At 64.9% G+C, this 15,630-nt stretch carries 16 protein-coding genes and 1 pseudogene; 10 read left to right on the top strand and 7 right to left on the bottom strand.

The features are described 5' to 3' along the window. Positions 1-163 precede the first annotated feature (163 nt). The gene (locus JQ627_RS36155; RefSeq protein ID WP_212489110.1) at positions 164-910 is read left to right on the top strand and encodes a polysaccharide biosynthesis/export family protein; all 747 of its coding nucleotides are present in this window, start codon (positions 164-166) and stop codon (positions 908-910) included. A gap of 1 nt (position 911) precedes the next feature. Here the strand turns inward: JQ627_RS36155 and JQ627_RS36150 are convergent, their stop codons facing one another. From JQ627_RS36150 to JQ627_RS36135, 4 genes are all read right to left on the bottom strand, one after another. Next, entirely contained in the window at positions 912-1,391 is a 480-nt protein-coding gene (locus tag JQ627_RS36150) for a hypothetical protein (RefSeq protein WP_212489109.1), read from the bottom strand. Positions 1,392-1,623: 232 nt separating this feature from the next. Then, positions 1,624-2,295, bottom strand: coding sequence for a dienelactone hydrolase family protein (locus JQ627_RS36145; protein ID WP_212489108.1), 672 nt, complete (start codon positions 2,293-2,295; stop codon positions 1,624-1,626). Between the two features lie 131 nt (positions 2,296-2,426). Continuing rightward, complete coding sequence (locus JQ627_RS36140; protein ID WP_212489107.1) at positions 2,427-2,762, bottom strand: hypothetical protein; 336 nt, start codon at positions 2,760-2,762, stop codon at positions 2,427-2,429. Between the two features lie 25 nt (positions 2,763-2,787). Beyond that, the gene (locus tag JQ627_RS36135) at positions 2,788-3,552 is read right to left on the bottom strand and encodes an alpha/beta fold hydrolase (RefSeq protein WP_212489106.1); all 765 of its coding nucleotides are present in this window, start codon (positions 3,550-3,552) and stop codon (positions 2,788-2,790) included. Positions 3,553-3,864: 312 nt separating this feature from the next. On the opposite strand from JQ627_RS36135, the gene JQ627_RS36130 reads away from it, so the two are divergent. From JQ627_RS36130 to JQ627_RS36120, 3 genes are all read left to right on the top strand, one after another. Beyond that, the gene (locus tag JQ627_RS36130) at positions 3,865-4,356 is read left to right on the top strand and encodes a (2Fe-2S)-binding protein (protein ID WP_212489105.1); all 492 of its coding nucleotides are present in this window, start codon (positions 3,865-3,867) and stop codon (positions 4,354-4,356) included. Then, positions 4,353-6,635 (top strand): xanthine dehydrogenase family protein molybdopterin-binding subunit, encoded by a 2,283-nt coding sequence (locus JQ627_RS36125; RefSeq protein WP_212489104.1) that lies wholly within the window; start codon positions 4,353-4,355, stop codon positions 6,633-6,635. The genes JQ627_RS36130 and JQ627_RS36125 overlap by 4 nt, the downstream gene beginning before the upstream one ends. Before the next feature lie 413 nt (positions 6,636-7,048). After that, positions 7,049-8,143 carry an HD-GYP domain-containing protein gene (locus JQ627_RS36120; protein WP_212489103.1) on the top strand — a complete coding sequence of 365 codons (1,095 nt, stop codon included), beginning with the start codon at positions 7,049-7,051 and terminating at the stop codon, positions 8,141-8,143. Between the two features lie 134 nt (positions 8,144-8,277). On the opposite strand, the gene JQ627_RS36115 is transcribed toward JQ627_RS36120, so the two are convergent. Beyond that, positions 8,278-9,858: an AMP-binding protein gene (locus JQ627_RS36115; protein WP_212489102.1), complete on the bottom strand. Its 1,581-nt coding sequence runs from the start codon at positions 9,856-9,858 to the stop codon at positions 8,278-8,280. Between the two features lie 225 nt (positions 9,859-10,083). Beyond that, entirely contained in the window at positions 10,084-10,503 is a 420-nt protein-coding gene (locus JQ627_RS36110) for a VOC family protein (protein ID WP_212489101.1), read from the bottom strand. A gap of 126 nt (positions 10,504-10,629) precedes the next feature. Between JQ627_RS36110 and JQ627_RS36105 the strand changes: the two genes are divergently transcribed. The 6 genes and pseudogenes from JQ627_RS36105 to JQ627_RS36080 all read left to right on the top strand — a co-directional run bounded on the left by JQ627_RS36105 (position 10,630) and on the right by JQ627_RS36080 (position 14,068). Further along, complete coding sequence (locus JQ627_RS36105) at positions 10,630-11,604, top strand: tripartite tricarboxylate transporter substrate binding protein (RefSeq protein ID WP_212489100.1); 975 nt, start codon at positions 10,630-10,632, stop codon at positions 11,602-11,604. 148 nt (positions 11,605-11,752) lie between these two features. Then, a complete protein-coding gene (locus tag JQ627_RS36100) occupies positions 11,753-12,031 on the top strand; it encodes a DUF3551 domain-containing protein (protein ID WP_212489099.1) in 279 nt (92 codons plus the stop codon). Between the two features lie 86 nt (positions 12,032-12,117). Beyond that, the gene (locus tag JQ627_RS36095; RefSeq protein WP_312015850.1) at positions 12,118-12,408 is read left to right on the top strand and encodes a DUF3551 domain-containing protein; all 291 of its coding nucleotides are present in this window, start codon (positions 12,118-12,120) and stop codon (positions 12,406-12,408) included. A 100-nt stretch (positions 12,409-12,508) separates the two neighbouring features. Beyond that, on the top strand, positions 12,509-12,973 hold the full coding sequence (locus JQ627_RS36090; RefSeq protein ID WP_249143675.1) for a helix-turn-helix transcriptional regulator: 465 nt from the start codon (positions 12,509-12,511) through the stop codon (positions 12,971-12,973). Between the two features lie 11 nt (positions 12,974-12,984). After that, positions 12,985-13,317, top strand: a pseudogene (locus JQ627_RS36085) (SRPBCC domain-containing protein); the annotation flags it as partial. A 16-nt stretch (positions 13,318-13,333) separates the two neighbouring features. Continuing rightward, positions 13,334-14,068, top strand: coding sequence for a thioredoxin family protein (locus tag JQ627_RS36080; protein ID WP_212489095.1), 735 nt, complete (start codon positions 13,334-13,336; stop codon positions 14,066-14,068). Positions 14,069-14,220: 152 nt separating this feature from the next. Here JQ627_RS36080 and JQ627_RS36075 read toward each other — a convergent pair whose 3' ends face one another. Further along, entirely contained in the window at positions 14,221-15,471 is a 1,251-nt protein-coding gene (locus JQ627_RS36075; protein ID WP_212489094.1) for a S1C family serine protease, read from the bottom strand. Between the last annotated feature and the right edge of the window lie 159 nt (positions 15,472-15,630).

Genomic DNA, 15,630 nt, shown 5'->3' with positions numbered 1-15,630 from the left:
TCAGGAGCCACCGTCAGAATCGATTTCTGCCAAAATCGCAATGCCTTACGAAAAGATCACATGCGATTCCCCTGCCCTGGAGGGGAGGGTTGAAGCTGCTCAACGCTTTGTTAACCATAACCGGTGCATCACTGGAGCCGTCTCGTTTCGAGGGATAGGTCCGGTGCCGGTTGCACGCGCGTTTCGATGGTCGATCTCGACAGCCTCCTTGGCAGCGTCCGCCGCGCTTGCCCTTGGCGGCTGCATGCAGACCGCCGGTCCCGTCGCGGTCATGCAGCCCCGTGCCGATCTCGACTCCATGGCCTATGGCCAGCCCTATGGCGCACCGCCGCCGGTTGTCGTCGCCGACGGTGGTGGCGCCATCGGCGCGCTGCGCAACTCCTTTGCCTCGTCGCCCGCACCCATGCCGGTCGGCTACGCCGCGCCGACGGCGGCGCCGGTGCGCTACGACTCCTCCTATCATCTCGATGCCGGCGACAGGTTGCGCGTCGTGGTCTACGGCCAGGAAGGTCTCACCAACAGCTACGCCATCGATGCCGGCGGTTCGATCACCATGCCGCTGATCGGTGGAGTGCCGGCCCGCGGCCGCACCCCGGCGGGTCTCGCCGGTGAAATCGCCGCGCGCCTGCGCAACGGTTACATCCGTGAGCCCTCGGTCGCGGTCGAGATCGAAGCCTATCGCCCGTTCTTCATCCTTGGTGAAGTCACCGCACCCGGCCAGTATCCTTATGTGCCGAACATGACGGTCGAAAGCGCGGTCGCGATCGCCGGCGGCTTCTCGCCGCGCGCCAAGCGCGACGTGGTCACCGTCACGCACACCGAAGCCGGCGGCGCGATGCGCGCCATCGTTCCGCTCGGCACGCCCTTGAGCCCCGGCGACACCGTGTTCGTCGGCGAGCGCTGGTTCTAGCTCACCGCCTGAAATCCAGCCGTCCGTTCGGAAAGCATCCGTCGATGCGCGTGCCATCGACCACGAGCCCGACCCATGGCCGCGTGATCGCAGGCGTGGTCAGGTTGACGTACTTTCCGACCAGGCGCGCGCCCTCGCGCGCAGCATCGATCAGGCCGTGCCGGCGGCCATGGTCCCAGTCGAAACGCAGATAGATCCGGCTCCCCGCGATGCGGACTTCGGCGCGCCCGTCTTTCCATCTGTCCGGCGTATCGCCCGCAATGGTCGGATCGGCGCCGCCGTTCCAGCGGCTTGCCCAGGTGCCCTCGAGCGGATCCGAGGGCGCCGCGATGGCCGCCCAATGCGCAGCGTTGACGTCGTCTGCATCGCCGGCGAGCGTGGCGGTCGCCGCGAAGTCCATGACTTCAGAATCGTCCGGGCCCGGGACGTCCATGGTTCCGAACGGATTGCGAATGACGAGGTGCGTGATGGCTTGCTGCATGGCGATCTCCCGGCGTGAGCTGGCTTGATCGGCCAGCTCTATCGCCGCGCGCCATGCCGCGCCCACCCGATTCCCGCTCTCTCCGTCATTCCGGGGCGCGACAAAGTCGCGAGCTATGGTACGCAATTGCGCACCAGAGAATCCATCGGGCCACCAACTCTGACGCCCGATGGATTCCGGGCCTGCACCGCTTCGCGGCGCATCCCGGAATGACGGAAGAGAGATGTGCGCCTTACTTCAGATGCTTCGCGAAAAACGCCAGGCTACGGGGCCAGGCGATATCCGAGCTCGCCTTGTCGTAGCTCGGCCGCTCGTCGCAATGGAAGCCGTGCTGCGCGCCGGGATAGACGAACACCTCGACGTCCGGCCGTTTCGCCTTGACGGTCTCGACGTCGGTCAGGGGGATGCCGGCATCCTTCTCGCCGAAATGCAGTTGCGTCGGCACCTTCGGCTTCTCGTCGGCGAAGCGCACCACGGCGCCGCCGTAATAGCCGATCGCGGCCTTCAGGCCCGATAGCCGTGTCGCCGCGACAAAAGCGATGCTGCCGCCCAGGCAAAATCCGATGATGCCGACCGGCCCGACGCTCTTCACCGCATCGATCGCGGCCTGCGTGTCGCGCAGCATCGCGTCCCAGTCGGGACTGGCGACGAACTTGCGCGCTTCGGCGATCTCATCTGGCGTGTAGCCCGACTGGAAGTTCGGTGACGTCCGGTCGAAGATCGACGGCGCGATCGCGACATAGCCTTCCTTGGCGATGCGATCGCAGACCGAGCGGATGTGGTGATTGACCCCAAAAATCTCCTGGATCACCACCACCGCGCCCTTCGGCGTGCCTGAGGGATCGGCGCGATAGGCGCCGAGCTGGAAATTGTCGGAAGCCGTCAGCTTGATGTCTTGTCCCACGCGGGTTGTCCTTCTTGGTTGGTCGTTGATTGAGAATCTGCTCGCTCCAAAGCCCGGCCATGACGATGTGGCAACTTCAACGCACGACCGCGTGGATGCCATTTCTCGGAGTCATGAAGGGTCGGCCGCACTCACTCCCACATCCAGTTCTCGCCGTAGTCCTCCTTCCATCCCGCCAGCCGTCCGTGACGGAATTGCAGGAACAGGCGATGGCGGTAGGGGATCAATCCGCTGCCGCCGAGGTTGCGCAAAGCGAGATAGATCTCGTTGCCGGGACGTCCGCGCACATATTGCAGCGGCTGCCCCAGCGCTCGCGCGGTCTGCTCGGCGTCCATGCCGAAGGCGAGCGGCGTGTTGTTCGACAGGGTCGTAACGAAGGGCTGGCGCGGCGGCGTGCCGCCGAACGGCTCGGCCTGCGCAGACATCGATAGCAGCACCGCGCTCGCAGCCAGTATCGCTTGCTTCATGGCCTTGCGTCCTCGTCCAATCGCCCTATCCCGGCAAGTTCTTCAGGAAAGGCACCACCGCGTCAACAAAAGCCTTGGGCTGATCGATGTTGACGGCGTGACCGGCGGCGGGGATCACGACCTTTTGTGCGCCGGGGATCTTTGCGGCCATGTAGTCGGACGCCGCGAGGAACGGCGTGTCGTCGGCGCCGACCACGATCAGCGACGGCACCTTGATATCAGGCAGCAGCTCGATCACGCGCGCATCGCGCTGGGTCAGCATGCCGCGTGCGGCAAGCGCCAATCCCCTGGCGTTGCGATGGCTCGCGGTGGCGCGCTCGCGTGTCGCCGACTTCAGCATGTCGAGACCTTCGCGATCGAGCTTGTCGGAGGTCGCAAGCGCCCGTGCATTCCAGGCCTCGCGCGCGTCGTCCTTCTTGAAGCCGGGGCCGGTGTCGATGATCAGCAGGGCACGGGCGCGTTGCGGGCAAGCGCGATAGAACGCGAGCGACATGTAGCCGCCGAGCGAGAGCCCGCCGATGATCGCGCGCTCGGCGCCAACGGCATCGAGGATCGCGGCCATGTCGCCAACGGTGAGCGCTTCGCTATAGGCATGGGGATCGTCAGGGTAATCGGACTGGCCGTGGCCGCGCATGTCCCACAGGACGAGCTTGTGGTCCTTCGCGAGCGCATCGATCTGGCCATGCCACATCGCCGAGGTCGAGGAGTAGCCGTGGGTCAGCAGCAACGGCGGACCGTCACCGTGAACTTCGTAATAGATCCCGACGCCGTCCCGATCGATCTTTGGCATGTCTCCCGCCTCTATGTTGATTGTTGTTTTCGCGTCGATCCTAGCGCGACGGGTTACCTGGAAGAAACTGCCTGAACGCGATGGCACGCATGTGCGACGTGCTCACTGTTGCGTCCAGTCGCTGCGTCGGGTGCCGTTCTTGCATCGCACAACACTGAGCTGCCGAGATAGTTTCGATCGATTCCAAATTGCATTTGCCTCAGCGCCGGAACGCGATCATTCTCGCGCTCAAGGTGGGCGCCAGCCCGGTGGGCGTCCACTGTTCAAGTTGCCGCCGTAAGCGGCTTCATGCACCGGCAGGGGAAGACGCCTATGCCAACTCTCACCATCAACGGGCGGAGTCTGTCCGTGGATGCGGCGAACGACACGCCGCTCCTCTGGGTGATCCGCGAGCAATTGCAGATGACCGGCACCAAGTTCGGCTGCGGTGCCGGGCTGTGCGGCGCCTGCACCGTGCATGTCAACGGCGAAGCCGTGCGCTCGTGCCAGACCATGCTCAGTGACGTCGCCGGCAAGAAGATCACTACCATCGAAGGCTTGGCCCCCAAGGGGGATCATCCGCTCCAGAAGGCATGGATCGCCGAGCAGGTGCCGCAATGCGGCTACTGCCAGTCCGGGCAGATCATGCAGGCGGCGTCGCTGCTGGCGAAGAATGCCAACCCGACCAAGGAGGAGGTCGTGGCGCATATGGACGGCAATCTCTGCCGCTGCATGACCTATTCGCGGATCCAGAAGGCGATCATGCGCGCCGCCACCGAGATGCGCACCGCATCCGCCGCCGGCAACGAGCGGAGGCCCACATGAATCGGCACATCAAGACCATCACACCCGAGACGACCGATCTCAGCCGCCGCTCCTTCCTGGTCGGCACCGCCGCGACCGGCCTCGTGCTCGGCTATGCCGGCGTGCCCGGCATCGGTGAGGCGCTCGCCGCGCCTTCGAGCTTCGAGCCGAGCGTCTGGTATGCGATCGCGCCCGATGGCCTCGTCACCGTGACCTGCGGCAAGGCCGACATGGGCCAGCACATCGCGTCCACCATGGCGCAGATCGTCTGCGAGGAATTGGGGGCGAAGTGGAGCGACATGCGCGTCGCGCTCGCCTCCAACGATCCGAAGTTCAACGACCCCGTGCTCGGGGCGCAGATCACCGGCGGCAGCTGGTCGACCATGATGAACTTCGACGCCATGAGCCGCGCCGGCGCAGCGGGTCGCATGGCGTTGACGGAAGGCGCGGCCGCCGCGATGGGCGTGCCGGCGTCAGAGCTCGTGGTGCGCGATTCCGTGATCGCGCATCCGAAGTCGAAGAAGCAGATGTCGTTCGCCGATGTCGTGAAGAGCGGCAAGGCGACCAAAACCTTCACGCCGGACGAGCTGAAGGCGATCAAGCTGAAGACGCCGGATCAGTACACCATGATCGGCGTGTCGGTGCCGCAACTCGACATCCCCTCCAAGACCAACGGCACGGCCAAGTACGGCATCGACGTGATGCTGCCGGGCATGGCCTATGGCGCGGTGGTGACGCCGCCGGTGCGCTTCGGCGCCACGGTGAAGTCGGTCGACGACACCGGTGCGAAGAAGGTGCCTGGCTTCATCAAGGCGGTCACCCTCGACGACAAGACCGGAACGACCTCCGGGTGGGTCGTCGCGGTCGCCAGCACCTACGCCAACGCCAAGAAGGCGGCAGCGGTGCTGAAGATCGCCTATGACGGCGGTCCGAACGCGAAGGTGTCGAGCGAGTCGCTGCTCGATGAAGCCAAGCGGCTTCAGAAGCTCGACGATTCCGGCCAGTTCTTCGTCAAGGACGGCGATCCCGTCGCGGCGTTCGGCTCGGCGGCGAAAGTGCTGGAGGCGGAGTACACCACCAGCATCAACATCCACGCGCCGATGGAGCCGATGAACGCCACCGCGGAGTTCAAGGGTGACATCCTGCACATCTATTCCGGCAACCAGTTCGCGACGCGCTCCGGCGCGATTGCGGCGGGCGCGGCCGGGATCGATCCGAAGTTCGTGGTGATGCACCAGATGTGGCTCGGCGGCGGTTTTGGCCGCAGGCTCGATGCTGACATGATGGTGCCTGCGGTGCAGGCGGCGAAGGCCATCGGCAAGCCGGTGAAGGTGATCTACACGCGCGAGAACGACATGACGATGGATTTCTCGCGTCCGCTCACCTATCAAAAGGTCAAGGCCGGCGTGGATGTTGACGGCAAGCTCGTCGCGCTCAGCCACGACGTCGTCTCGGCCTGGCCGACCGCGCGCTGGGGCATCCCGGATTTCCTCACGCCCTCGGTTGACAAGAAGGGTCCGCTCGATTCCTTCACGGTGAACGGGGCCGACTTCTTCTACACCGTGCCCAACCATTATGTGCGCGCGATCAAGAACGAGCTCGCGCACAATGCGACGCCGTCCGGGCAGCTTCGCTCGGTGGCGCCCGGCTGGACCTTCTGGGCGGTCGAAAGCATGATCGATGAGATCGCGGCTGCGACCGGCAAGGACCCCGCGCAGTTCCGTATCGCGCTGCTCGACGGCAAGGGCAAGAACGACGGCGGCGCGCAGCGGCTGCGCAACACGCTGCTCGCCGCGATGGGGTTGTCCGGCTACGGCACCAAGCAACTGCCGAAAGGCGAGGGCATGGGCGTCGCCTGCGTCTCGTCGCAGGAGCGCGCGACCGCGAGCTGGACGGCGTGCGTCGCCCATGTCGCGGTGGCGCCGTCGGGCGAGGTGACCGTGAAGAAGCTCACGGTGGCAACCGACGTCGGCACGCAGGTGCATCCCGACAACATCCGGGCCCAGGTCGAGGGTGCGGCGCTGTGGGGCCTGTCGCTGGCGATGTACGAGAAGGCGACGCTGAAGGACGGTGGCATCGAACAGACCAATTTCGACAGCTACACGCCCTTGCGCATGAGCCAGATGCCCGAGGTCGCGGTCGCCGTGATCGCCAATGGCGAAAAGGCCACCGGCGTCGGCGAGCCCGCCGTGACGGTGGTCGCCCCGGCAATCGGCAACGCCATCTTCAACGCCTCAGGCGCCCGCATCCGGGCCCTGCCGATCACGGCCGAAGCCGTGAAGGGGGCGATGAAGGCGTAAGGCTGGCTGCAACTGCGGCTCGAGACGATCCGCCGGAGGGCAGCCTCCGGCGGATTTGTCTTTGGGAGCGCCTCCACAATCTCGCTGTCATGCCCCGCGAAGGCGGGGCATCCAGTACGCCGCAGCGTCCCGGCTCCAGCCGCGCCGCTTCGGCATACTGGATCGCCCGGTCAAGCCGGGCGATGACGGCGGGGTTTGGTGCGAGAGCGCACAAAATTCCCCTTTGTCATCAATGCCCCTTCTACTGTGCATGGGGTTGTTTTCGCCGTTTTGACTGGAAGTAGGGCAGGGACGCCGATTCCCTAAAATTGCGCGCAATTCCGCAGGGTTCCATTGAGCACGCCTCTTAAGGGCCGGAGAACCTGATCCGGCTTAGGCTGACGCCAAATACACTCCCGTGCTCTGGGGAAGCCATGAACGCGCCAGCCAAATCCGCCGCCAAACGCCGGCTTCTGCTCGCCTCCGACCGGAGCGACGAGAGCACCGAGCTTGCCAGCATCCTGAAGGCCGTGGGCGACGTCTCGACGGTGACGACGCAGGACATTCCCGAGCAGCCGTCGCGCGATCTGTCCGGTCTCGTGGTCGACATCAATCTGCGCTCGCCCGAGAGCGTGCAGCGGGTCCGCAACAAGCTGCGCGGCGACGCCTATCGCACGATGCCGCGGCTGTTCGTGCTCGCCGATGCCCTGCATCACGGCACCATGCAGGCGTGGGCGCTGGGCGCCACCGACACGATCTCGCGGCCGCTCCGGCCCGAGGACATCCTGCAACGCATCCGCGCCGCGTTCCCCGACACCGCCACCTATGACGCTACCGACCGCGGCAAGACACTCAACCGCGGCGTCGAGGCAGCGCATGCGGTGCTGGCAAAGATGTTCGAGAAGCTGCCACTCGGCGTGCCCCTGACCTTCGACGACGTCATCGCCGCCGAGAGCAAGATCCTGAAGGCGATCAAGCATTCCTCGCTGCGCGAATGGCTCACGACCGTCGGCTGCCATCATGTCGGCAGCTATCGGCACTGCCTGTTCGTCACCGGCTTCGCCGTCGCCTTCGCGCAGCATCTCGGCATGCGTGAGGATGACCAGCGCCGGTTGACCCGCGCCGCGCTGTTGCATGACGTCGGCAAGGCCTTCGTTCCCTCCATGCTGCTCGACAAGCCCGGCAAGCTCACCGACGAGGAGATGGCCGAGGTGCGCCAGCATCCGCGCCGCGGCTATGACGCGCTCGCGGAGCAAGGCGGCTTCCCGCCGGAGATGCTCGACGTCGTGCTGCATCACCACGAATTCCTCGACGGCAGCGGCTATCCGAATGGCCTGTCGTCGAACCAGATCAGCGACATCGTGCGGGTCACGACGATCGTCGACATCTACGCTGCGCTCGTGGAGAAGCGCGCCTACCGCATGCCCTTCACCCACTCCCGCGCGTTCGCGATGATGGAAGGCATGGGCGGCAAGCTGGACCAGCAGTTGTTGCAGGCGTTCCGGCCGGTGGCGCTGGGCTCGTTTTGATCGGCTCGGTGCCGTAGGGTGGGCAAAGGCGCGGCCCTCGCGCGCCGTGCCCGCCATGCTTCCTCAATTGCGACCCGCATGGTGGGCACGCTCCGCTTTGCCCACCCTACGGCAGCGTGCCGTATGGCCGAGTCTCACCCCGCCATCCTCCTCAACTCCGCCTTCGCCACCTTCTCCAGCGTCGAGCGCGGCATGTCGTCGACGAGGCGGATCTCGCGCGGCACCTTGAAGTCGGCGAGTCCCGCGGAGCAGGCCGCCATCACGCGATCATGCAGATCGGGCGCAGCGCCCGCGACGCCGCCGTGCGGGATGATGAACACGACCGGCACCTCGTCCAGCATCGGATGCTTCTTCGCCACCACTGCGGCCTCGCGCACGCCGGGGACGACCGCGATCACCTGCTCGATCTCGGAGGCCGCGACGTTCTCGCCGCCGACCTTCAGCATGTCCTTGGCGCGGTCGCCAAACCTGATGAAGCCGTTCGTTAGCCGCTCGACGCGGTCGCCGGTGAGAAAGAAGCCGTGCTCGTCGAAGCTTTCGCGCGTCGCCTTCTCATTGTGCAGATATTCGGCGAACAGCGACAGGCCGACGATGCCCTTGATCGAGAGATTGCCGGTGCCGCCGACCTCGGTCGGCCGTCCGTCATCGTCGGTGATGCGGATCTGATATTCGGGAGCGGCGCGGCCGATCGACATCGGGATATTGGGCTGCGCGATCTCGCCGACGATGCCGTGAGTGATGGTCTCGGTCATGCCCCACCAGCCGATGATCTTGACGCCGAAGGCGGCAAAGGCCGGCGGCTCGTTGATGGCGGTGCCCCACAGGCGGAATTTGTGATCCCGCGGGATTTCCTGCTCCAGCAGGGCCTTCATGCAGAACGGAATGGTCGAGGTCCAGGTCGAACCGTGCTCGCGCGCGACGCGCCAGAAGCGGCTCGCGGAGAACCGCGGCTGGATCACGCAGGTCGCGCCGACCCATAACGTTGCCAGCATCGAGTAGGCCAGCGCATTGGTGTGGAACAGCGGCAGATAGGTCTGGTGCACGTCGCTCGCGTGAAGGTCCTCATGCGCGGCGTTGATCTTGGCGCCCCATAGCGCATTGGCATGGGTCCACAGCACCGCCTTCGGACGCGAGGTCGTGCCTGATGTGTACTGCACGCTGCACGGCGCGAGCGGATCGGTCGCGCGCCTGGGACGGTCGGCGCTGTCGGCGAACAGTGAATCGAAACTGTCGCCGCGTGAGACCGCTTGCGCGGGCGCCGCGCCGGCATCGTGCGAGGTCACCGCCAGCCAGCGGATGTTGCGGCAGTTTTGCGCGACGATCTCGGCATAGGCCGGCTGCGTGATCGCGGCGACCGCGCCGCAATGATCGGCGAAATATTCGATCTCCGCCGGCGCCGAACGGGTGTTGGTGGTCACCGCGATGGCGCCGAGTTCGACGCTGGCAAACCAGGCCAGCAGCGCCTCGATGCAATTGTCGAGATGAATGAGAACATATTCGCCCGGCTTCACGCCGCGCTTGGCGAGCCCGGCCGCGAGCGCGCCGACGCGCTCGTGAAACTCGCCGTAGCTCCAGCGCCGCGCCGGCGCGTCGAACGGCGCCCAGATCAGGAACGCATGATCGCGGCGCGCTTCTGCGCGCATCTTCAGCAGCCAGGGCACGTCGAGCCCGTCGAACGGCCCTACGAGTCCGGCTGCGGTGTGTTGAAGTGGCATGAATCCTCCCGTGCAGCCCGCATCTTGATGGCGGCTGCATTTTCATGATTGCGTCTTCCTGCCATCGGATGGCGCGGGGCGCAAATTGGGGGGCGTGGCGTCCGCTCTCTCCATCGTCATTGCGAGCGCAGCGAAGCAATCCAGACTGGCCTCCGCGGGGGCAGTCTGGATTGCTTCGTCGCAAGGGCTCCTCGCGATGACGGCGCTTGGGCCGGCAGCTTGGCGCTATCGACCACCGTCCTCGTACGACGAAATCTCGATCAGGCTGCCATCCGGATCCCGGCAATAGACCGAGCGCAGCGTGCCGCGGGCGCCCTGCTTGGGAACCGGGCCTTCCTCGATCGCGACGCCATGTGCCTTCAAATGCGCCACCACCTCGTCGGGCCCGGCAGAGGTGAGGAAACACAGGTCCTCGCTGCCGGCGGTCTGATGGTCCGCCGTGAACCACTCCACCTTGTCGGCATCGCGTGGCCGGACGTTGATCTTCTGGTTACCGAATTGCAACGAAGTCCGCGGCGCTTTGCCGCCGCCGGGGTCGAACACCTTGACTTCCATGCCGAGAATCTTGCGGTACCACTCGGAGGTCACTGCGACGTCGGCGACGTTGATGACGAGATGATCGAGGGCTTCGACCTTGACCGGCATGCCTTATCCTTTCGTCGTGATGCGCCGGGCGCACTTTCCGCCTGCGGCAAGCTTTGTTACAACCGCGTCGACGCCACTTTGAAGCCATCTGGCTTTCAAGAACAACACGTTGGGAGAACCCTTGAGATGATCACTCGCCGTACCGCGCTGGGCCTGCTCGCAGCCAGTCCGCTTGCAGCCACCCCGCTGTCGAAGGCCCTTGCCGCCGACTATCCGGCCCGGCCCGTGAAATGGGTGGTCGGCTATCCGCCGGGCGGAGCCACCGACATCCTGGCGCGGCTGATCGGTCAGCGGCTGTCGGAACGGCTCGGCCAGCAATTCGTGATCGAGAACAAGCCGGGTGCCGGCAACAATATCGGCACCGAATCGGTCGTCAATGCCGAGCCCGACGGCTACACGCTGCAGCTGGTCAATCCGGCCAACTTCATCAACGCGTCGCTCTACGCCAACCTCAAATTCAACTTCGTGCGCGACATCGCGCCGGTCGCCTCGTTCCAGCGGGTGCCGAACGTGATGACCGTCAACAAGGACGTTCCGGCCAAGAACGTCGCCGAGTTCATCGAATATGTGAAGGCCAATCCCGGCAAGGTGAACATGGCCTCGTCCGGCAACGGCACCTCGGTGCATCTGTCCGGCGAGATGTTCATGGCGATGACCGGCTGCAAGATGCAGCACGTGCCCTATCGCGGCGCGGCGCCGGCGATCACCGACATGCTCGGCGGCCAGGTGCAGGTTATCTTCGACAACATGCCCTCGATCATCCAGCACATCCGCTCCGGCTCGCTTCGCGCCATCGGCGTCACCACCGCGGAGCGCTCGTCGCAGCTGCCCGACGTGCAGCCGATCGCCGACACCGTGAAGGGCTACGAGGCGAGCGCGCTGTTCGGCATGGGCGCGCCGAAGAACACGCCCAAGGAGATCATCGCCAAGCTCAACAATGAGATCAATACGCTCATGAAGGAGCCGGACATGACCAAGCGCCTGGTCGAGCTCGGCGGCGAGCCGCGGGTGCAGACGCCCGAGGCGTTCGGCGAGGAGATCAAGGCCGAGACCGAGAAGTGGAAGAAGGTCGTCGAGTTCGCCGGCCTGAAGGTCGAGTAGCGATCTTGTGATCCCTGCGATTGGAGCCCTGCCGTTCGGCAGGGCTTTTTCTTGCGTACTTCGTTCCGTTGATCTGGAATAAAACGGCGCGGCGAAACCTGATGATACATGGCGCGTATCTCGCGCTGTGAAGAGAGGAGTTGGGATCATGCGCAAGACGCAATTGGCGCTGATGACGCTGGGCGCGACGGTCCTTGCCGGCTTCGTCACCATCACGCCTGCGGCGGCCCGCGACTATCCCTGGTGCGCCCAGGGCGGCGAGTATGACTATCCCGGCGAATGTGCCTACAGCACTTATGAGCAATGCCAGGCCAGCGTGTCCGGCCGACTCTTGTACTGCGGGCCCAATCCGCGCGTCGCCTATGGCCAGGCGCCGCAGCCGCAACCTCGACCGCACCGTCGCGCGCGGCAGGTTGCACCGTACTAGCCGCGCGCGCATTGCGCAGCCGCGTATTTTTGCGCGATCGTTCCGGAATAAACCGGCTCCGCGAGCCTTTCCCTCTATGAGGTCGCATGTCGCGCGGCGAACATGGGAGATCGGTCATGCGCAAGGCGCAATTTGTGCTGGGCACCATAGTCCTTGTGTGGCTCGCTGGCGGGAGCCCGGCGCGCGCGGACTATGATTACGCGTGGTGCATTCAGAACTCGGAATACGGCTATCCCGGTGACTGTTCCTATCAGACCCGCGAGCAGTGCGTGATGAGTGCGTCGGGCCGCAAGGGCTATTGCGCACAAAATCCTGCCCACATGGCCGTACGGCCTCCGCTTCAGCCGTCACGTGGTCGGTACGTTCCGCCATACTAGTCGTGCCTCACACCGACCTCTGCGTGATCACGCAGTCGTGGAGATCCGGACGCGCGGGTTCCTGCTTGACGCTTTTTCGTTCACGTCTATACTAAACCATATGGTTAAGTATAGAGACGAGACGCTCGACCGGACCTTTGCGGCACTGTCCGATCCGACGCGGCGTGCCCTTCTCGCGCGGCTCGGCGAGCGGGACGGCCTGTCGGTCAGCGAATTGGCCGCGCCGTTTCCGGTCTCGCTGCCGGCGATCATGAAGCATCTCGACGTGCTCACGGATGCGGGTCTGATCGTGCGGGAGAAGACCGGACGCACGGTCTCCTGCCGGCTCACCGCGCAGCCGATGGAGCAGGCGATGAACTGGCTCAATCGCTACGCGCAGTTCTGGTCCGAGAAGTTCGAACGCCTTGCCGCCTTCGTGGAGGAAGAGACATGGCCAACGCAGCCGTCAACGCCGATCCCCGCACAGCCGAACGTCCAAGCGAGCGTCCAAGCCTCACGCTCACGCGCCGGCTCCGCGCGCGGCCGGAAAAAGTCTACGCCGCCTGGACGCAGGCCGCGCAGCTAGCGCAATGGTTCGGGCCGCCGAACATGAAGCCGGCAACGCTTGAAGCTGAGCTCGATGTCCGCGATGGCGGCCGTTATCGCATCAGCTTCATCCGCGACGACGGCGAATATTTCGAGGCCGGCGGCATCTATCGCGAGGTCGTGCCGAACGAGCGGCTGGTCTTCACCTGGGCCTGGCATTCGACGCCGGAGCGCGAATCGCTGGTGACGATCACGCTGAAGCCCGACGGCGCCGGCACGCTGATGATCTTCCATCACGCCCAGTTCTTCAACGAAACCGCACGTGACAATCACCAGCGCGGCTGGAGCTCGTTCCTCGACAAGCTCGACGCCTTCGTCGCCTGACACCATGGAGGACGCCATGCAGCAACATCAGATCGTCTCGCGCGAGCAATGGATCGCGGCCCGCAAGGCCCATCTCGCGCATGAGAAGGAGCTCAGCCAGGCGCGCGAGCGCCTCGCCGAGGAGCGCCGCGCACTGCCCTGGGTGAAGGTCGATAAGAACTATGTGTTCGACGGACCGAACGGCAAGGTGACGCTCGGCGACCTCTTTGGCGGTCGCCCGCAGCTCGTGGTGCAGCATGTGATGTTCGCGCCTGACTGGGATGCTGCCTGCAAGAGCTGCTCGTTCTGGGCCGACGGACTTGATCGCATGGTGCCGCATCTCGCCGCGCGCGGCACCAGCACGGTCGCGATCTCGCTGGCACCCAGCGCCAAGCTCGAGGCCTTCAAGCAGCGCATGGGTTGGACCTTCGACTGGGTCTCGTCGGGCGGCAACGATTTCAACTATGACTTCGAGGTCTCGTTCACGCGCGAGCAGATCGACAAGGGCGTGCCGAAATACAATTTCGGCACCACGCCGTTCTACGGCCCGGAGCTTCCCGGTATCAGCGTGTTCTACCGCAGCGACCCCGGCGAGACCTTCCATACCTATTCATGCTTCGCCCGCGGTCTCGACATGATGAACGCGGCCTATCAGTACCTCGATCTCACCCCGCTCGGCCGTCACGAGGACGGGCTGCCCTATCCGATGGACTGGGTCCGCCTGCGTGACCAGTACGAGCCGCAGGCGAAGGGGGCGTGCTGCCACGGGTGAGGGAGCGGGCACGCCGGATCCCTCATCAAAGGTGTCATCGCCCGGCTTGACCGGGCGATCCAGTACTCCGAGACGGTCGTGTTGAATCTAGAAGCCGCGGCGTACTGGATGCCCCGCCTTCGCGGGGCATGACAGCGCAGGCTGGACCGCAGCTACCGCTTCGCGTCCGCCTGCTCCGTCCCGATGCACGAGATCAGCATCGTGTAGGCGCGCGCGTTGCCGGCGATGTCGGTGGTCTTGAGCTCGCCCTTCGGTTCCGCAGTCTGGTAGGGCACCACGGAATTATCGAGGAAGTCGCGCAGCGCCCCGGTCTTGATGGCGAAGTTGATGTTCTCTGGAATGTTGCCGGTGGCAGCGGCGATACGCAATCCGGGGAGCTTTGCGGTGACCACGCCCACGATCTGGCCGGTGGTGTCGAATAGCGGGCCGCCGCTATTGCCGGGCTGCACGGGGGCACTGATTTGCAGGAAACGCGTGTCGTTGCGCATGCCGCTGAGCGAGCTCACGATACCGGTCGTCACGGTGAAGTCCGAGGTGAGCAAGCCGTGGTAGGGAAAGCCGATCGCGACGACGGAATCGCCCGAGCGGAACGAGCGGTCGCGGATACGGGCAAAATCCTTGAATGTCGTCGTCGACGGTGCCTGAAGCAAAGCGAGATCATTGGTGGCGTCGGTCGAAACGACGCGCAGCACCGCCGCGGCCTCACCGGTGAGGTTGCCCTTGATGTCGCCGACGCAACCATTGATCACATGGTTGTTGGTGACGATGTGTCCGTTGGGGCTGACCACGAAGCCGGTGCCGCTGAAGCTTCCGGTGCGCCCCGGTTTGGCCGCGGGAGGCGTGCCTTGCTTGTCTGCCGTGGCTGCGGGCCTTGCTGCGCCCTTTGTGAAGTCACCAGCCTTGCTCAGCCCGTCGGCTTTCACCTTGGTGACGCAATTGGCCAGCGCCGCAATCACGGGCCCGGTCGAGGTCAGGTCGAAATTCAGGACGGTGCGGCCGCTCGTCGCGACCATCAGGCTTGCCTTCTGAAACGTTCGCACGACGTTGGCGGGCATGACGGATGAGAGCATGTTCGGCTGATTGGCCGTGGCAAACAGCCTGGCCTGCTCCTGTCCGTCAAAGATGACGTCGATCGCGGCGTTCTCGCCCTGTTTGAAGCGGTAGCTGGGGCTCGCAAAGCTCAATATCCATGAGCCCGCAGCATTCTGGCCGACGACGAGAATCACGCCGTTGGCGTAAGGGGTCGTCGCGGCACAATGGGAGAACGCACCGGTCTCGTCGTTGGTGAATGCGCCACCGATCCAGTTGCCGACATTGACGGAGCCGAACGGCCCCGCCGCATGGGCTGCTCCGGCGACACTCACCTGCAAAAGCGACGCAACGACAAACGACTTAAGCCGCATACCATCCCCCATAACGCTTTTGGACCCATCATATCCGCGGGAGGATGCGCGGCGCAACCGACAGTTGTTTGTTCGAATCGGATCTCCTCGCGGCGACGTCCGGGCTTGCCTTTACTTTGCGGTGCGATATACTTTGCAGTACAAAGTGACGGCCCGGGC

It is taken from the genome of Bradyrhizobium liaoningense (genome assembly GCF_018130785.1).
Lineage (GTDB): Bacteria > Pseudomonadota > Alphaproteobacteria > Rhizobiales > Xanthobacteraceae > Bradyrhizobium > Bradyrhizobium liaoningense_A.
The sequence above is the reverse complement of the archived record's forward strand: the minus strand, read 5'-3'. Positions and strand labels throughout refer to the sequence as shown.